We start from the raw sequence: 16,041 nt of genomic DNA, 5'->3' as shown, positions 1-16,041 counted from the left end.
CCTTGTTCCACATAAACCGTCTGGCGGTATTTAACTGATCAACAAAATTGTAAGGGGCTGTGGTTGGAACCTTTCGAGAACCATCTTGTGGTAGGAGAACAACACCAATCCACAGCATCCCTTACAGTGTAGCACAGCCCTTGGAGAGGGGCTCTAATAACTACTACTCTATAATACAAGGAGATAACAAAATGAAAAAGAGGATCGCTGCGATAATATCCGCCGCCTTGGCGCTTACCATGCTGGTGGGCTGCGGCGGCAAAGCTGCCGAAACAGTCACAACCGATGGCTCTACTTCGATGGAGAAGGTGATCGGCGCGCTGGGCGAGGCGTTTCAGACGGATACAGGCATCAGCTTTACCTATAATCCCACCGGCTCCGGCGCGGGCATCAAGGCCGTGCAGGAGGGGCGGTGTGATATCGGCCTGTCTTCCCGCGCGCTGAAGGATGAGGAGAGCGCGGCCGGTCTGACCGGTACGGTGCTGGCCTATGACGGCATTGCCGTGATCGTAAACCCCGAAAACCCGGTTTCCGACCTGACGCTGGAAGACATCGCCAACATCTACACCGGACAGATCACCAACTGGTCGGCGGTCGGTGGGGAGGATGCCGAAATCGTGCTGATCGGCCGCGAGGCAGGGTCGGGCACGCGGGACGGCTTTGAGTCCATTACCGGTACAGAGGAGCAATGCCAATACCGGCAGGAGCTGACCTCGACCGGCGACGTGATCACCACAGTGGCGAGCAACCCGGCGGCGATCGGCTACGCCTCGGTCGCATCGGTCAAGGATACAGTCAAGGCATTGACCGTTGACGGTACAGCGCCAACCGAAGCGGCCATCAAGGATGGCAGCTATGCCGTGCAGCGCCCGCTCGTGCTGGTGACAAGGAGCGACGTCGCGCTTTCCGCTGCCGCCCAGCAGTTCTTTGACTACATCACCTCTGCCGCAGCAAACGAAATCATCTCAGCCGCCGGTGTGGTTCCTGCCAACTGAGGCTGCACCCATCGGCTCGGAGGGAGCGCTTTATGAAAAAGAGTCAAATCGTTGAACAAGCCGTCCATTTGGTGTTTCTGTTGCTGGGGCTTATCACGGTGGGCTGTGTGCTGCTCATCACGGTGTATCTGGTGGTTTCCGGCATCCCGGCCATACGAGAGATCGGCCTTACGGCGTTTCTGTTTGGCACAGAATGGGTTTCGACCGCAGCAGAGCCGAAATACGGCATCCTGCCGTTTATCCTGACCAGCGTCTACGGCGCGGCGGGCGCGATCCTCATTGGCGTGCCCATCGGCCTGCTGGCGGCGGTCTACCTGTCCAAGCTGGCCTCGCCCGGAGTGAAGGCGGTGATGCAGTCGGCTGTCAGCCTGCTGGCCGGTATCCCCTCGGTGGTGTACGGTCTGGTCGGTATGCTGGTGCTCGTGCCCGGCATCCGCACGCTGTTCGGTGTGCCTGATGGCGCGAGCCTGCTCGCCGCTATCCTCGTGCTGGCGGTCATGATTCTGCCCTCGACCATCAAGCTGTCCATCACGGCGCTGGACGCCGTGCCCAAGGAATATGAGGACGCATCCCTTGCACTGGGCGCGACGCCGGTCGAGACCTACTGCAAGGTTTCCGTGCCAGCGGCCAAAAGCGGCATTGCGGCCGCCGTGGTGCTGGGCGTTGGCCGCGCCATCGGTGAGGCCATGGCCGTTATGATGGTGGCGGGCAACGTGCCCAATATGCCGGACTCGCTGTTCCAAAGCGTCCGCTTTCTGACCACCGCTGTGTCCAGCGAGCTGGCCTATGCCGGTGGATTGCAGCGGCAGGCGCTGTTTTCCATTGCATTGGTGCTGTTTTTGTTCATCATGCTCATCAATGCCGCGCTCAATTTCTTCCTCAAAAGAGAAAAGGAGTAGCCTATGCTGCGTCAACCGTTATCTGCTAAGCGAAAGCACTATGAAAGGCTGTGGAAGGCCGTGATGCGCCTGTCGGTCGGGCTGACCGCCGCGCTGGTGCTGCTTTTGCTTGCCTATGTGCTGGCAAAGGGCGCGCCCCATATCACATGGGGGCTGCTGTCCACCAGGCCCAGCTACCTGACGGGGAAAATCGGCATCCTGCCGGATATCCTAAACACACTGTACATCATCATCGCCACGCTGCTGCTCGTGCTGCCCCTTGGCGTGGGCGCGGCGATTTACCTGACCGAGTACGCCGCGAGCAAAAGGGTGGTGAGCGTCATCGAATACGCTGCGGAAACCTTGTCCGGCATTCCTTCCATCATCTACGGTCTGGTGGGTATGCTGCTGTTTTCCAACAACATGGGTACCTGCCTGCTGGCGGGCGCGTTGACCTTGGTCATCATGAACCTGCCGACCATCATGCGCGCCACACAGGAGAGTCTGAAAACCGTGCCGCAGTCCTACCGGGAGGGGGCTTTCAGTCTGGGCGCAGGCAAGTGGCGGGTCGTGCGCACAGTGGTGCTGCCGGGCTGCGTGGATGGCATCGTCACCGGCTGCATCCTGTCGGTCGGCCGTATTCTGGGCGAATCGGCCGCGCTGCTGTACACGGCGGGCTTTGCCCACGCGCTGTACGGCATGCTTGACGGTCTTGCGGCCCCCGGCGCAACGCTGACCGTCGCCCTGTATGTATACGCCAAGGAGCAGGGGGAGTTCAACGTGGCCTTTGCCATCGCCGCTATTTTGATGGTGCTGACCGTATTGGTCAATTTTGCGGCCGCGCTGGTACAAAAGTATTTCACGAAAAGGAGGAGCGCATGACGAGCATCATCACCGTAAAGGATATGTGCCTGTGGTATGGCGCGCATCAAGCGCTGCACCATATCGGCATCGAGATACCCGAAAAAAGCATCACCGCGCTGATCGGCCCGTCCGGCTGCGGCAAGTCGACCCTGCTGAAAACGCTCAACCGCATGAACGACCTGATTCCCGACGTTAAGATCACCGGCGATATCCGCTACGACGGAACGGATATCTTCTCCCGCGAGGTGGATGTCAACCAACTGCGCAAGGAGGTGGGCATGGTCTTCCAAAAGCCCAATCCCTTCCCGATGAGCATCTATGACAACGTGGCCTACGGCCCGCGGGTACACGGCGTTACCGGCAGGGCGCGGCTGGACGAAATCGTTGAGCGTGCGCTGCGCGGTGCCGCCATTTGGGATGAGGTCAAGGACAGGCTGCGGAAGAACGCGCTCGGCCTGTCCGGCGGACAGCAGCAGCGGCTGTGCATCGCCCGGGCGCTCGCGGTCGAGCCGCGGGTGCTGCTGATGGACGAGCCGACCTCGGCGCTCGATCCGATCTCGACCTCGCGCATCGAGGAGCTGGCCATGGAGCTGAAGGAAAAATACACCATCGTCATGGTCACGCACAATATGCAGCAGGCGGTCAGAGTGTCCGACTATACTGCGTTTTTCCTGCTGGGCGAGCTGGTCGAATGCGGACAGACCGACGATATCTTCTCCCAGCCGCGGGATAAGCGCACAGAAGACTACATCACCGGCCGGTTTGGATAAGGAGGGGCAAATGCGAAACAGATTTGATGAACAGCTGTCTCAGCTCAACAAAGAGATGATCGAAATGGGCGCGATGTGTGAGGAAATGATCGCTATGGCGGCCAAGGCGCTGCTGGGCGGCGATATGGCGCTGGCGCGCAAGGTGCGGTCAGAGGGCATCGGCATCGACCAGATGGAGCGCGAGATCGAGGGCCGCTGTTTGAAGCTGCTGCTGCACCAGCAGCCGGTGGCGCGCGACCTGCGCCAGATCAGCGCGGCGCTCAAAATGATAACCGATATGGAGCGCATCGGCGATCAGGCCGAGGACATCGCCGAGATCATCCTCTATCTGGGCGGACACAGCATGGACGAGTGCAAATTGATTGAGGAAATGGCCAAGGCCACGATCAAGATGGTCACAGACAGCATCGACGCCTATGTGAAAAAGGATGTTGCACTGGCCGAGGCTGTGATCGCCCATGATGATATCGTAGACGACTATTTTAATCGGACAAAATGTGCTATAATCAAATTGATCGCGGCAGAGCCGGATGATGGCGCGTTTGCGCTCGACCTGCTGATGATCGCCAAGTATTTTGAGCGCATCGGCGATCACGCCACCAACATTGCCGAGTGGGTGATCTATTCTGTGACCGGGGTGCACAAGGGGGCATAAGCATGATTTGGTGCGTGGAGGATGACGCAAGCATACGGGATATTGAGCTGTACGCGCTCACGTCCACCGGCTTTGAAGCCAGAGGCTTTGCCGATGGAACGTCCTGCTGGCAGGCGCTGCAAACAGACAGGCCGGAGCTGGTGCTGCTGGATGTGATGCTGCCCGGCATGGACGGCGTTGCGCTGCTGCGGAAAATGAAGCAGGCGCCCGGCTTGTGCGATATCCCGGTCATCATGGCCACGGCAAGGGGCGCGGAGTATGATAAGATACAAAGCCTTGACCTTGGTGCAGACGATTATCTGGTCAAGCCCTTCGGCATGATGGAGATGGTCTCCCGCATCAAGGCCGTGCTGCGCCGCTGCCAGCCCAAGCAGGCTGCGGGATCGCTGCGCATCGGCGGGCTTGCGGTCAATCTGGACGAGCGCACCGTTACCGCCGACGGCAAACGAGTCATGCTGACCTATAAGGAGTTTGAGCTGCTGCGGATGTTCCTTGCCCATCCCGGCATGGCATATACCAGAGAGCAGCTGTTTACGCAGGTATGGAACATGGAGCACATGGGCGACAGCAGAACACTCGATATGCACATCCGTACACTGCGCCAAAAGCTCGGCGGCTACGGCAAGCTGATCGAGACCGTCCGCAATGTGGGCTACCGGCTGGAGGCAGGCTGTGACCAATAAGATTTTCCGTTCCATCCTATCCGCGTCCATTGCGGTGTTGCTGGCCTGCCTGCTGCTCATCACCGGCGTGCTGTATGACTATTTTGGCGATGTGCAGGAGAGCGAGCTGCGCGATGAGTTGGCGCTGGCCGCAGCCGGGACACAGGCGCTGGGCAAGGACTACTTACAGCAGCTGCACACCGGCCGCTACCGCCTGACGTGGATCGGCGCGGACGGCGTGGTGTTGTATGATACAAAGGTGGAGGCCGCCGAGCTGGAAAACCACGCCGGGCGGGAAGAGGTACAGCAGGCCTTGGCGGAGGGTGCGGGCAGGAGTATCCGCTATTCGGCCACGCTGACCGAAAAAACGCTGTATGAGGCGGTCAGGCTGGCCGACGGCAGCGTGCTCCGCATCTCGCGCAGCCGCGCCACGGCGGCCGTGCTGGTCGCGGGTATGCTTCGCTCTGTTGTGGTGATTGTGCTGCTGGCCGTCGCCCTTTCGGTGTGGCTTGCCCGCCGCATGGCAGGGCGGGTGGTCGAGCCGCTGAATACGCTGAACCTCGAGCAGCCGATGGAAAACGATGTGTATGAGGAGCTTTCTCCCCTGCTGCGCCGCATGGATGCCCAGCAGAAGGAGCTGCGGCTGCAAATGAAAAGCCTGCGGCAAAAGCAGGAGGAGTTTGACCAGATCGCGGGCAATATGCGCGAGGGTCTGGTGCTGCTGGACGGTAAGGGCAGGATCGTCAGCATCAATCCGGCGGCGCGGGCGCTGTTCCACGCGGACGGCGGCTGCGTGGGCAAGGATTTTCTGACGCTTGACCGCAGGCAGGATATCCGTCTTGCGACCGGCAGGGCGATGGAGGACGGGTACGATGCGTTTCGCGCGCAGCAGGATGGCAGGGAATACCAGTTTGACCTGAGCCGCATCGAGTCGGGCGGCAGCGTGCGTGGACTGGTCATCCTGATCTTTGATGTGACCGAGCAGGTGAGCGCCGAGCGCAACCGGCGGGAGTTTACCGCCAATGTGTCCCATGAGCTGAAAACGCCGCTGCAATCCATCATCGGCTCGGCCGAGCTGATTGAAAGCGGTCTGGTCAAGCCGCAGGATATGCCGCGTTTCATCGGGCATATCCACAAAGAAGCCGCCCGGCTGGTCGCGCTGATCGACGATATCATTCGTCTGTCTCAGCTGGACGAGGGGGGCGAGCTGCCGCGCGAGGAGCTTTCGCTCCGCGCGCTCGCGGAGGAGGTCAGCGAGACGCTGGCGGACGCGGCGGGCGCGCAGGACGTGTCGCTGACCGTATCCGGAGACGCGGGCATGGTAAACGGCGTGCGCAGGCTGCTGTTTGAGCTTCTGTATAACCTGTGCGACAACGCGATCAAATACAATGTGCGCGGCGGAACGGTGGCCGTCGATATCCGCGACGCGGCCGATGGGACGCGGCTGACCGTGCAGGATACCGGCATCGGCATCCCGCCCGCCCATCAGGCCAAGGTGTTCGAGCGCTTCTACCGGGTGGATAAAAGCCACTCCAAGCAGTCCGGCGGAACGGGGCTGGGATTGTCCATCGTCAAGCACGCCGCGCAGTACCACCATGCCAAGCTGACGCTCGACAGCGTGCCCGGCAAAGGGACCTGTATTACAGTCATGTTTCCAAAGCAATAAGCAAAGCCGACGGCCATTGCGTTGCAATAGCCGCCGGCTTTTTCGTTGTACTGCGCTTACTCCCATGCCGCCCAGATCTCGGGGCGGTAGCCGACCGTCGCCTGCCGCCCGTTGCGCACGATAGGCGTTTTCAGCAGCGTGCCGTCCTCGAGCAGCTTTTCCTTTTTGTCTGCGTCGTAGGCCAGATAGGCGAGCGAAGCGTAGCCCTTGGAGGCCGTATCAAGCAGTGCGTCCAGCCCGCCGACGGCTTGCAGCACGCTGTCCAGCTCCCCCTTGGATATGCCCTTTTGCGCAAGGTCGATCATTTGAAAGCGGATGCCGCGCTCCTTAAACCAGCGCTGAGCCTTTTTGGTGTCAAAGCATTTGCTTTTGCCGAAAATCTGTATATTCATCACAGCTTGTCTCCTTTTGCTCCTATTATAGCAAAGGCGATGCATGTCGGCAAGTCTATGCGTCCTTTTTCCACAGGTGGAACACGCCGTAGCTGCTCGTCATGGGCAGCAGCAGCACACAGCAAAGCGCCGCGGTGCGCCCCAGCTCGCACAGCAGCAGGGGTACAGCGAAGAATACCTCGCCGTGCCGTGCGAAGTCCCCGATGGCGGCCAATCCGGCGGCGGAAAAGTTCGGATAGGGCAGCAGCGCCGCCGTGTGCGGGCCGAGCAGCAGCACGGCGCGCAGCGAGATCAGCGCCAACAGGGCGCTGCCTGCTGCAAGTCCGCGCGCGGCCGCGCCGGAAAGCCGCGCGGGCAGCGCAAGAGACAGTGTGAGCGCCGCGGGCAGCAGCGTGCTGAGAATATCGCGCGTCTGCGCGGCCAGTGTGCCGCCCGGCGGCTGCCAGTGTGTCGGCTGGAGGTCGCGCAGGGTCAGTATGCCGGACAGCAGCAGGATACCGCCCGCCACCCACGCGACCGGCAGCGCCCACATTGCGCAGCGGTTGAGACCGGAGGAGGCAGCAAGCAGGCTACAGACCGTCAGCAGCAGCACAAGCCCCCACAGTGGCCGCGACGGAAAGGCCGTGCGCTGCAAAAAAAGCGCCATGCGCGCAAGCGAGCGGGTCAGAGGCCACAGGGTGAACAGCGCGAGTATCCAGCCGGGCACGCGGTACCCGCGGAGCGTGGGCGCGATGCGCGCACCCGCCGCGCAAAGCAGCGCGCAGAGCAAGCCGGCAAGCGCGGCGGCATACATCGTCTGCCCATCCACCGGCAGATAGAGGATCTCGCTCAGCGGCAGCAGCGCGAACAGCGCTGCGCCCCAGCGGGGAAACAGGCGTTCATGCATACGCACGTCCTCCGATCTCGCCGCCGTCCAAAAAGCAGGATAGGCGCGCGTTTGCAAACACCGCCGTGCCGGCGGGTGCGGTCTGGCCGAACTCGTCCAAGCGCAGCGCGGGCAGAATGGCCGTGCCGTCCGCGTGCAGCACCTCGGCGGCGCGGTAAAGCGGCATATCGGGCAGCGTGCCCGCGTCGGCCGCGCGGTCAAGCATTTCGGACAGGGCGAACACCTCGTCGTCCGCCCGCATCAGCGCGTCAGCCGCGCCGTCCCGTACGACCGCCACGCGCAGCGAAAGCCGCACGTCCGGGTCGCGGCACAGGTAGTCGGCAAGGGCGAGGATGCTGTCCTGCGCGACTTCCTCAGAGATGAGCAGCACCTGCGCATGGCTCAAATACAGCTCGCCGGGCAGCAGGTTTTCGATGCCCCGTATCAGCTCGGGCAGGTCACGCCCGGTGGCCGACAGATAGGCGGGCGCGGCCGGGTCATCCATACTGTCCTGCCGGACGACCTCGGCGGTCATGCGGTAGCCGCTCTCCGTTCGGTCGAGCGCGAGCGCGGAGACGGGCGACACCTCGCGCGCGCAGCCGCAGAGCAGCGCCAGCAGCAGCGGAATAAGCAAACGTCTCAATGGTTAGCCCCCTTTTTGTCGATCTCGCTTGACGGGAAAGCGGTCATAGCGCATGAAAAACCACGGCGCGCGCAGCCATGCGTCCTCCTGCTCGGCCTGTATGCGCGGCACAAGGTTGAGCAGATACGGCACCGAGCAGGAGTGCATCCGGCACAGCCCAAAGAGTACGAGCGCCAGTCCAAGCCCCACGCCGTACAGCCCATAGGCCGCGCCCGCCGCCAGCAGCAGAAAGCGCAGGTAAAGCGAGGCAGTTTGCAGCTTGGGTGCCATCAGGCCGGTAACGCCCGCAATGGCGACGACGATGACGGTCGGCGCGGCGGCAAAGCGCGCCGATACGGCGGCTTGTCCGAGCACAAGGCCGCCGACGATGCTCATCGTCTGCCCGACCGCGCCCGGCGTGCGCGCGCCCGCCTCCTTGAGCGCTTCGAGCACGAACAGCAGCAGCAAGGTCTCCCAGCCGATGGGCAGCGGCACGCCGCGCTGCGCCGCCGATACGGCAAACAGCAGCCGGGCGGGCACCAGCTCGCGGTGATAGAGCATGAGCGCCGCGTAAACGGCGGGAAAGGTGATCGTGCACAAAAAGCCGAGCAGGCGCAACGCACGCGTCAGGTTGGCGTGCAGAAAGCTGATATAGTAGTCGTCGTTGGACTGAAAGCACTCCTGCAGCAAAAACGGCGCGGTCAGCACGACCGGACTGCCGTCCGCCACGACCGCGCAGCGCCCCTCAAGCAGCCGCGCGGCGACTACGTCGGGCCGTTCGGTCGTGCCGAGGGTGGGGAAGGGCGACAGCCGGTGGTCGCGGATGCGCTCGGCAAGGTAGTTGGAATCGAGCACGCTGTCTATGCCGAGCGATTCCAGCTTGCCCCGCAGATGCTCGACCAGTCTCGCGTCACACACACCGTCCAGATAGCACAGGCAGACGACCGTGTTGGTGCGCGAGCCGATGCGCAGAAAGGTAAATTTGAGCCGCTTGTCGTTCAGCCGCCGCCGGATAAGCGCCAGATTGGGCATGAAGCACTCGGTAAAGCCCTCCCGCGGGCCGGACAGTACGCGCTCGTTTTCCGGTTCGGCGGTCGAGCGCATGGAAAAGCCCTTGGTGTTGACCACGACCGGCCGCGCATCGCCCTCGGTGAACACCACGGTATCGCCGTAAAGGAAGGAGGCGAACAGTTTGCCCGCGTCGGTCTCGACGCGGCTGTCGTTGACTTGCAGGAGCGTCTGCGCCAGCTCGTCGGCGGTCAGACGCTTGCGGTCAGAGCAGACAATGGGACGGATGACGCTCTGGTTGATCGCCAGCGCGTTTACCATGCCGTCGAAGAAAAACACCGCGCAGCGCAGGCCGCGCGGGCTTTGCGCGCGGCGCACGACCAAGGTGTTGTCACCCTTGAAGATCGACTGCATCAGCCGGATATTGGATTCGAGATCGGTCGAAAACGTGATGGTATCCATCGGCGCACCTCTTTAATGACCGAATGGTCACTATTTCTGTTTTGCTTGCAATAATAAGGATATTTTGCACAATAGCAGCGATATTATGCGCCGTTTAAATCGTCTGCCAGCGTCTGCCCGAACAGCCGCACGGCGGCCCGCGCCTCGGTCATCGTGTTGCCGGAGGAGCCGACCTCGAGCAGCATCGAGCCAGGGCTTGCGTGTTGGTTGAAGCGCTGTGTGCGCAGGTTGACAGGCCGCATCAGGCCGGGATAACTGCGGTTGAGCCGGTATTGCAGCCCGGTCACATAGTTGAGGTTTTGCTGCCAGTCGGGGTGGTGCAGCCCGCCGTCATCCGTGCCGACGACGAACATCAGCTGCGCCGTGTCCGTCCCGTCTACCGTGCACAGGGTCTTATAGGCGCGGCCGTCATCGGTCAGGATGGAATCGCGGTGCACGTCGATCACTACCCGAATGGATGGGTAGGTGGCCAGCGCCTGCTCAATGGCAGCCAGCGAGCGGTCGTACGAGCCGGAATAGGTGGGGGAGTCGAAGATATCCCGCACATGGATGACTGCGATGCCGTTTTGCTCAAGCACGCTTTTCAACTCATCGCCCACGCGCACGACGTTGTAGCGCGTATCGGTTGTGCGTTCGGTTTCGGTCGGCGTGTAGGGAAAGGCCGCGTCGGGCGTATAGCTTTCGCTGCCGTGTGTATGTACGATCAGCACCTGCGGGCCGTCGTCTCCGGCGCGGATAGCGGTTTTCGCGGACAGGCAGGCGGCCACATCGACGGGGTACGAGGTCTCGTTGTTGACGGTCACGGTCGCGGCCTTATCGGCGGCGGACAGGACGGGCGCGTCATTTTCGCTTTCGAGCGGGATGTAGGTGCTTTCGGAGACCGGGTCGGCAGCGTCCTCGCTGCGGGCGGCGGCCGCGGTGCGCGGTGCGAAGACGGCGGTGTCCGCATCGGCCGAAAGACCCAGCTCGAGCGCGACCGCGCGCGTGACAAAGCCGCTGCTGCGCGCAAGATCGTCCAGCAGCTCCTGCACGGCGACTTCGCCGCCCGCACGCGCGAACAGCAGCAGGGAGACTGCAAGGCACAGCGCAGCGGCGGCGGACAGGCCGATGCCGCCTTGCCGCCGGCGTCTTTTTCGGTATCGTTTCATGGCGCCGCCTCCCGGAATGGTTTTGCTATTATCATACGCCCGTCCGCGCGCGAGTAGACCAGAATTCTGACGATGGGTCAGGACAGATACAGGTCGATATCCTCGACCGAGAGCGAGGGGTGCAGCGCCATGTTGATTGCATAGCCGATCAGGCGGGCGACATCGGCAACCTCGCGGTCGATGCTGCGGGTGGTGACCATAACGGGTTGGCAGAGGTCATCGAGCGCCTCGCAGGACGGCCCGCCCAGCTGGGCAGCAATCTCGTGGGCGAGGGTCGCGCCGTCCACCACAGTCGGCACGCCGATGGCGATGACGGGCACGCCCAGCGTCCGCTCGTCCAGCGCCGCGCGCGCATTGCCCACGCCCGCGCCCGGTGTGATGCCGGTATCCGCAAGCTGCACGGTGCGCAGCAGGCGGGAGAGCCGCCCCGCTGCCAGCGCGTCCACCGCGAGCACGGCCGCCGGGCGCACGCGGTCGAGCACGCCACAGACGACCTCGCCGGTCTCCACGCCGGTCTGCCCCAACACACCGGGCGCGAGCGCGGAGACCGGCCGCCAGTTGGCGAACACATCGGGCACCTGCTCGATCAGATGTCGCGTTGCGATCACATGGTCGACCGCCTGCGGGCCGATCGCGTCGGGCGTGATCATGCGGTTGCCCAGGCCGGTCACCAGCACGGGGCCGTCCTGCGCGCGCGCGGGCAGCAGCCCGCGCAGCAGGCCGCTCAGCGCGCGGCATGCGCGGGGAAAGGCATCCTCCTCGCGCCGGAGCAGCGCGTCCAGCTCAAAGGTCAGGTAGCGGCCGCACGGCTTGCCGATCTCCCGCGCGGCGCGCTCGCTGCGGATCTCGACCTCGTGCACGGCAAAGCCCTCGACAGTGCGGTCATCCTGCCGGACGTGGGGCAGCGCGGCCGCCTGTTCCATATTTTCGATCGCTTCGACCGCAAGGTCGGTGCGGAAGGCCATAAAGATGCACTCCTTTTGCGCGGTATCGTGCCGCGAAAGGCGGCTTTGTCGTTATTTTGCAGCAGGCGGGAATTTTTATTCTGTTTCATCGAAAAAACACTTGCAATTTGAAAAAACTGATGGTAGAATGAAACTACTGACGAATAGAGAACAAAGGAGGTGTTTCCGGAATGCCCAACATCAAATCTGCAAAGAAGCGTGTGCTGGTCAATGCGACCAAGGCGATGAACAATCAGATGGCCAAGAGCGCTCTCAAGACCACCCTGAAGAAGTTTGACGCTGCTGTTGCCGGCGGCGATAAGGCGCAGGCTGCGCAGGCCTATGCGACTGCGGTCAAGGCTGTCGATCAGGCGGCTGCCAAGCACCTCCTGCACAAGAACAACGCGGCCAACAAGAAGAGCAAGATGACTATCAAGCTCAACGGCATGGCCTAAGATTTTCATATGGAAACAAACCGTCCGGGGATATCCTTGGGCGGTTTTGCTTTGCCATGCGCTGTGCGGCTCTCGGCGGCGCGCCGGTCGAAAGGTGGGGAGAGCGGACGGAAGTGCAGGAGAAAAGGCGCATAAACGGTGATAAAAGTTCTCATATTGGGATTCATACGACATTTTTAGTCAACTTTTAACTTGTCAAATCAAAATGGATGTGTTATAATTTTGCAGTCAGTTTACATGGATGGCCATGCGCCGCCGTGTTTTAAGCCTACTACAAGGAGAAGATTATGACAAGAACGCGCAAGCTGGTGGCGATGCTGCTGCTGGTCGCTGTTGTTTCAGGGGGCATCCTCACGGCCGCGCTGGCGGCGGATAACACGGCCACCTATGCGTATCTGCCCGATCGCTCTGTTTATTTTTACGATGTTGCGCAAGAGTACGCATGGGCGTATAAGGAAGTGGACGCGCTCGCGCTCAACGGCATTGTGCAGGGCGGCGGCGACCACCTGTTCTACCCCGGCAATCCGATCACACGGGCGGACTTTATCGTGATGCTCGACCGCGCCTATGGCATGAGCGACGCGCTGCAAAGCGGTTTGGTGGCCTCCAAGGGCACCTTCAGTGATGTGCCGGCCGGTGCGTATTATGCCAAGGCGGTCAATGCGGCCAGGGCCTTTGGCGTGGCCGGCGGCACGAGCGACGGGCGCTTTCTGCCGCAGCAGAAAATGACACGGCAGGACGCGATGGTCTTTCTCAAGCGAACGATTGACTGCACGCCGCTCCGTCTCGCAGCCGGCCAGTTGAGCGGCTTTGGCGATATCGCGCAGGTGGCAAGCTATGCCCGCGAGGCGGTCGGCGCCTTGGTCACCGCGCAGGTCATCGGCGGCAGTAACGGCCGTCTCAACCCCACTGCGCAGGTCACGCGCGCGGAAATGGCGGTCATGCTGTACCGCGCGACCCATATGACCGAGCAAAATGGCAGCGCTTCTTACCAAAAGCGCAGCGATATGGTCAATATCTGCGTCGGCGCGCAGAGCTATTGCGATGTCATCATCGCAAACTATGACCCGGCGGTGCGTTATAGCGAGCTGATGCGGTACTCGAGGCTGTGGCAGCAGAATGGAGAGACCTATATCACGCTGGAGGAAAACCAGCCGATCAACCGCGAGGGCGTCTATTCCGCCGGGCAGCTTACCCTGTCCGGGGAGCAGCAGAGCTATCCGATCGCAGCTGGCTGCGTGGCCATTGATGTCAAGCCTTACCACCAGCTGCGCACGCTGGTGAGCACGGGCAGCACCTATCGGTACTGCTATCCCTCGATCGTCAACGGCGAGGTAACGGCTATTTATTACGTCAGAGCATAGAGAACGCCCCACAGGCTTGTCGGGCTGCGCCCATAAAACAGTGAATCCTCCGTATGTTCGAGAACATACGGAGGATTGTTTTTTGCAAATGTGCCGCAGCTGTCCTGACAGAATAAATCAACTGGATATTTGAGGTCTGTCAGTTTTCTTTGGATGAGGTAATATGGCGCAACCCGGGACACACGATACACCTGACAGAAGCGTAGGGAACGTTCCTAAAGGGGTAACAGCCCGACAAATTGGAATTTTCCAACTTATTTGAGCAAATACAACGGCAAGAATTGCTCCTTGTAGCAGATATGCTTTCGGGTTCGCCCAATTCACAGTAAGTCCCTCGCGTCTTGGCTTCTTTACAACAACATTTAAATCATCGGGGTTTGCGTATGTAAAGGTGCCCGTATCACGATACCATTGTTGGACTTCTTCTGCTGTCCATTTTCGTTTGTTTGATGTTTTATTAGCCATTACACACACCCCTTTATCAAATTCAAATTTATATCGCTCTTTCTCTGAATAAAGCATATCACAAAAATAGGTACTGTCTTACGACTAGATAGCTGTCCTGCAGGTCTTTTTTGCAGAGGAGGGAAAATACCGTGTGCAGGACAAGCGGCCTTATTCCTTCAGCCATTCGGCGCACAGCTGCTGCCACCGGGCGACATGCCGGTCGGGCAGGCGGCCGCGGGCAGGGTCATAGGTCTCAAAATCGGCCAGCGCAAGCCCGTGTACGCCGTGCGGGAACAAATGCAACTCATGCGGCACGCTCGCGCGGCGCAGCGCAGCTTCGAGCAGCAGCGTGTTTTCGACCGGCACAGTCGCATCGTCCAGCGTATGCCATAGAAAAGTACGCGGCGTATCCGCGTCCACCAAGGCTTCAAGCGAAAACGCCTGCTGTGCGGCGCGGTCGCTGCCTGCCAGCCGTACAAAGCTGTCGCGGTGTGCATATGCGCCCGCCGAGACAACCGGGTAGCACAGCACCAGCGCGTTCGGCCGGTGCGCGGCAAGGTCGGTGTCGGGCGGAAACCACGCCGGGCGGTTCCAGACCGTGCCTAGCGTACCCGCCAGGTGTGCGCCCGCCGAAAATCCGCCCACGGCGATGCGGTCGGCCGCGATGCCCAGCCGCGCGGCCTGCCCGCGCACCCATGCCACGCAGGCGGACAGGGTGTGCAGCGGTGTGCGGCCAAGGGGCGTGGGCGCGCAGTCATAGGTGAGTACAAAGGCATCAATGCCTGCGCGGCTGAACGCGCGCGCCACGGGCGCGCCCTCCCGAATAGAGCAAAACGCATAGCCGCCGCCGGGACAGAGGATAAGCGCAGGTCGCCCTGCCGGTGCAGCGGCGGGGAAGTATGTCAGCCTGCCGTGCGGCAGTCCGATGGGGCAGGATACCGGCATGGAGGTGCTCCTTTCCGCGCGGCGGACGCACCCGTCCGCCTGCCATGAACAGCATGTTTTTATATAATGCCACTTTGTTTCATATTTATGGGATTTTATCCAGAAAACAATGTGTAATATGCACAAAATGTTCAAGAAAATCCCTTGCAATCTGACGGCAAACCCTTATAATTAAGAGCAGCAATGGATCTGACAGAACGATATTTCATCATACGCAATACCAAACACGGAGGAAGTCCGCCATGAATGAAATTGAGAGAAGAATACAGTCGATCGGCATCGTGCCGGTCATCAAGCTCAGCGAGCCGACGCGCGACGCGATTCCGCTTGCCAAGGCGTTGATCGCGGGCGGCGTTCCGGTGGCCGAGGTGACCTTCCGCGCAGCGGGCGCAGCCAAGGCCATCGAGCTGATGCGGGATAACTGCCCGGAGATGCTCGTCGGCGCGGGTACGGTGCTGACCACCGAGCAGATCGACGAGGCCGTAGCCGCCGGCGCGCAGTTCATCGTCACACCCGGTATGGATGCCGCGCTGGTCGACCACTGCCGTGCGCGCGGCGTGGCAGTTTTTCCCGGCTGCACCACACCGACCGACTACCACGCCGCCTACAAGCTGGGCCTTGAGGTGCTCAAATTCTTCCCGGCCGAGCAGTCCGGCGGCATCGCCAAGCTCAAGGCCATGGCCGCGCCGTTTCCCATGTTCAAAATCATGCCCACCGGCGGCATCGGCCTGCACAATCTGGCCGATTATGCGGCGCAGCCGATGATCGTGGCCTGCGGCGGCTCGTATATGGTCACCGCCGAGCTGATTGAAAACGGCAGGTGGGACGAGATCACCGCGCTGTGCATCCGGTCAGTCGAGACCGTCAAGGAGGCACGGGGACGCTGAGCGCACCGTCCG

General features: G+C 61.4%; 18 protein-coding genes. 10 read left to right on the top strand and 8 right to left on the bottom strand.

All coding sequences use genetic code 11. The annotated features are described in order from the left end of the window. The first annotated feature begins 191 nt into the window (after positions 1 to 191). Genes MR935_RS04220 through MR935_RS04190 form a run of 7 tightly spaced genes read left to right on the top strand, consistent with a single transcriptional unit; the run spans position 192 to position 6,490 of the window. On the top strand, positions 192 to 995 hold the full coding sequence (locus MR935_RS04220) for a phosphate ABC transporter substrate-binding protein (protein WP_290571341.1): 804 nt from the start codon (positions 192 to 194) through the stop codon (positions 993 to 995). Between the two features lie 32 nt (positions 996 to 1,027). Beyond that, positions 1,028 to 1,894: a phosphate ABC transporter permease subunit PstC gene (gene pstC, locus MR935_RS04215; RefSeq protein WP_290571340.1), complete on the top strand. Its 867-nt coding sequence runs from the start codon at positions 1,028 to 1,030 to the stop codon at positions 1,892 to 1,894. 3 nt (positions 1,895 to 1,897) lie between these two features. Continuing rightward, positions 1,898 to 2,755: a phosphate ABC transporter permease PstA gene (gene pstA / locus MR935_RS04210; protein ID WP_290571339.1), complete on the top strand. Its 858-nt coding sequence runs from the start codon at positions 1,898 to 1,900 to the stop codon at positions 2,753 to 2,755. Further along, a complete protein-coding gene (gene pstB / locus MR935_RS04205) occupies positions 2,752 to 3,507 on the top strand; it encodes a phosphate ABC transporter ATP-binding protein PstB (protein WP_290571337.1) in 756 nt (251 codons plus the stop codon). The genes pstA and pstB overlap by 4 nt, the downstream gene beginning before the upstream one ends. Before the next feature lie 10 nt (positions 3,508 to 3,517). Next, positions 3,518 to 4,162: a phosphate signaling complex protein PhoU gene (gene phoU / locus MR935_RS04200; protein WP_290571335.1), complete on the top strand. Its 645-nt coding sequence runs from the start codon at positions 3,518 to 3,520 to the stop codon at positions 4,160 to 4,162. A 2-nt stretch (positions 4,163 to 4,164) separates the two neighbouring features. Beyond that, on the top strand, positions 4,165 to 4,845 hold the full coding sequence (locus tag MR935_RS04195) for a response regulator transcription factor (RefSeq protein ID WP_290571333.1): 681 nt from the start codon (positions 4,165 to 4,167) through the stop codon (positions 4,843 to 4,845). Then, positions 4,835 to 6,490, top strand: coding sequence for a sensor histidine kinase (locus MR935_RS04190; RefSeq protein WP_290571331.1), 1,656 nt, complete (start codon positions 4,835 to 4,837; stop codon positions 6,488 to 6,490). The genes MR935_RS04195 and MR935_RS04190 overlap by 11 nt, the downstream gene beginning before the upstream one ends. Positions 6,491 to 6,546: 56 nt before the next feature. On the opposite strand, the gene MR935_RS04185 is transcribed toward MR935_RS04190, so the two are convergent. From MR935_RS04185 to gpr, 6 genes are all read right to left on the bottom strand, one after another. Further along, positions 6,547 to 6,882, bottom strand: a complete 336-nt coding sequence (locus tag MR935_RS04185; protein ID WP_290571329.1) for an arsenate reductase family protein — start codon at positions 6,880 to 6,882, stop codon at positions 6,547 to 6,549. 55 nt (positions 6,883 to 6,937) lie between these two features. After that, the gene (locus MR935_RS04180) at positions 6,938 to 7,768 is read right to left on the bottom strand and encodes a hypothetical protein (RefSeq protein WP_290571327.1); all 831 of its coding nucleotides are present in this window, start codon (positions 7,766 to 7,768) and stop codon (positions 6,938 to 6,940) included. Then, positions 7,761 to 8,390, bottom strand: a complete 630-nt coding sequence (locus MR935_RS04175; RefSeq protein ID WP_290571325.1) for a Ger(x)C family spore germination protein — start codon at positions 8,388 to 8,390, stop codon at positions 7,761 to 7,763. Before MR935_RS04175 ends, MR935_RS04180 begins: the two co-directional genes overlap by 8 nt. Before the next feature lie 3 nt (positions 8,391 to 8,393). Then, the gene (locus tag MR935_RS04170; RefSeq protein ID WP_290571323.1) at positions 8,394 to 9,839 is read right to left on the bottom strand and encodes a spore germination protein; all 1,446 of its coding nucleotides are present in this window, start codon (positions 9,837 to 9,839) and stop codon (positions 8,394 to 8,396) included. Between the two features lie 83 nt (positions 9,840 to 9,922). Further along, entirely contained in the window at positions 9,923 to 10,987 is a 1,065-nt protein-coding gene (gene spoIIP / locus MR935_RS04165) for a stage II sporulation protein P (RefSeq protein ID WP_290571321.1), read from the bottom strand. Between the two features lie 77 nt (positions 10,988 to 11,064). Beyond that, entirely contained in the window at positions 11,065 to 11,952 is an 888-nt protein-coding gene (gene gpr / locus MR935_RS04160) for a GPR endopeptidase (protein ID WP_290571319.1), read from the bottom strand. Positions 11,953 to 12,122: 170 nt separating this feature from the next. Between gpr and rpsT the strand changes: the two genes are divergently transcribed. Next, complete coding sequence (rpsT, locus tag MR935_RS04155) at positions 12,123 to 12,386, top strand: 30S ribosomal protein S20 (protein WP_290571317.1); 264 nt, start codon at positions 12,123 to 12,125, stop codon at positions 12,384 to 12,386. Between the two features lie 287 nt (positions 12,387 to 12,673). Continuing rightward, positions 12,674 to 13,750, top strand: coding sequence for an S-layer homology domain-containing protein (locus MR935_RS04150; protein WP_290571315.1), 1,077 nt, complete (start codon positions 12,674 to 12,676; stop codon positions 13,748 to 13,750). 117 nt (positions 13,751 to 13,867) lie between these two features. Here MR935_RS04150 and MR935_RS04145 read toward each other — a convergent pair whose 3' ends face one another. Both MR935_RS04145 and MR935_RS04140 read right to left on the bottom strand, forming a co-directional pair. After that, positions 13,868 to 14,215, bottom strand: coding sequence for a hypothetical protein (locus MR935_RS04145; protein WP_290571313.1), 348 nt, complete (start codon positions 14,213 to 14,215; stop codon positions 13,868 to 13,870). A 150-nt stretch (positions 14,216 to 14,365) separates the two neighbouring features. Continuing rightward, a complete protein-coding gene (locus MR935_RS04140; protein WP_290571311.1) occupies positions 14,366 to 15,142 on the bottom strand; it encodes an alpha/beta hydrolase in 777 nt (258 codons plus the stop codon). A gap of 242 nt (positions 15,143 to 15,384) precedes the next feature. Between MR935_RS04140 and eda the strand changes: the two genes are divergently transcribed. Further along, on the top strand, positions 15,385 to 16,029 hold the full coding sequence (gene eda, locus MR935_RS04135) for a bifunctional 4-hydroxy-2-oxoglutarate aldolase/2-dehydro-3-deoxy-phosphogluconate aldolase (RefSeq protein WP_290571309.1): 645 nt from the start codon (positions 15,385 to 15,387) through the stop codon (positions 16,027 to 16,029). The last annotated feature ends 12 nt before the right edge of the window (positions 16,030 to 16,041 follow it).

The organism is Agathobaculum sp. (genome assembly GCF_022775115.1).
In the GTDB taxonomy this organism is placed as follows: Bacteria; Bacillota; Clostridia; order Oscillospirales; family Butyricicoccaceae; genus Agathobaculum.
This window is presented reverse-complemented; position numbering and strand designations above follow the sequence as displayed.

Coding starts and splice junctions, on each gene's coding strand:
- MR935_RS04220 (WP_290571341.1), top strand. CDS start 192: ATGAAAAAGAGGATCGCTGCGATAATATCCGCCGCCTTGGCGCTTACC.
- pstC (WP_290571340.1), top strand. CDS start 1,028: ATGAAAAAGAGTCAAATCGTTGAACAAGCCGTCCATTTGGTGTTTCTG.
- pstA (WP_290571339.1), top strand. CDS start 1,898: ATGCTGCGTCAACCGTTATCTGCTAAGCGAAAGCACTATGAAAGGCTG.
- pstB (WP_290571337.1), top strand. CDS start 2,752: ATGACGAGCATCATCACCGTAAAGGATATGTGCCTGTGGTATGGCGCG.
- phoU (WP_290571335.1), top strand. CDS start 3,518: ATGCGAAACAGATTTGATGAACAGCTGTCTCAGCTCAACAAAGAGATG.
- MR935_RS04195 (WP_290571333.1), top strand. CDS start 4,165: ATGATTTGGTGCGTGGAGGATGACGCAAGCATACGGGATATTGAGCTG.
- MR935_RS04185 (WP_290571329.1), bottom strand. CDS start 6,882: ATGAATATACAGATTTTCGGCAAAAGCAAATGCTTTGACACCAAAAAG.
- MR935_RS04180 (WP_290571327.1), bottom strand. CDS start 7,768: ATGCATGAACGCCTGTTTCCCCGCTGGGGCGCAGCGCTGTTCGCGCTG.
- MR935_RS04170 (WP_290571323.1), bottom strand. CDS start 9,839: ATGGATACCATCACGTTTTCGACCGATCTCGAATCCAATATCCGGCTG.
- spoIIP (WP_290571321.1), bottom strand. CDS start 10,987: ATGAAACGATACCGAAAAAGACGCCGGCGGCAAGGCGGCATCGGCCTG.
- gpr (WP_290571319.1), bottom strand. CDS start 11,952: ATGGCCTTCCGCACCGACCTTGCGGTCGAAGCGATCGAAAATATGGAA.
- rpsT (WP_290571317.1), top strand. CDS start 12,123: ATGCCCAACATCAAATCTGCAAAGAAGCGTGTGCTGGTCAATGCGACC.
- MR935_RS04150 (WP_290571315.1), top strand. CDS start 12,674: ATGACAAGAACGCGCAAGCTGGTGGCGATGCTGCTGCTGGTCGCTGTT.
- MR935_RS04145 (WP_290571313.1), bottom strand. CDS start 14,215: ATGGCTAATAAAACATCAAACAAACGAAAATGGACAGCAGAAGAAGTC.
- MR935_RS04140 (WP_290571311.1), bottom strand. CDS start 15,142: ATGCCGGTATCCTGCCCCATCGGACTGCCGCACGGCAGGCTGACATAC.
- eda (WP_290571309.1), top strand. CDS start 15,385: ATGAATGAAATTGAGAGAAGAATACAGTCGATCGGCATCGTGCCGGTC.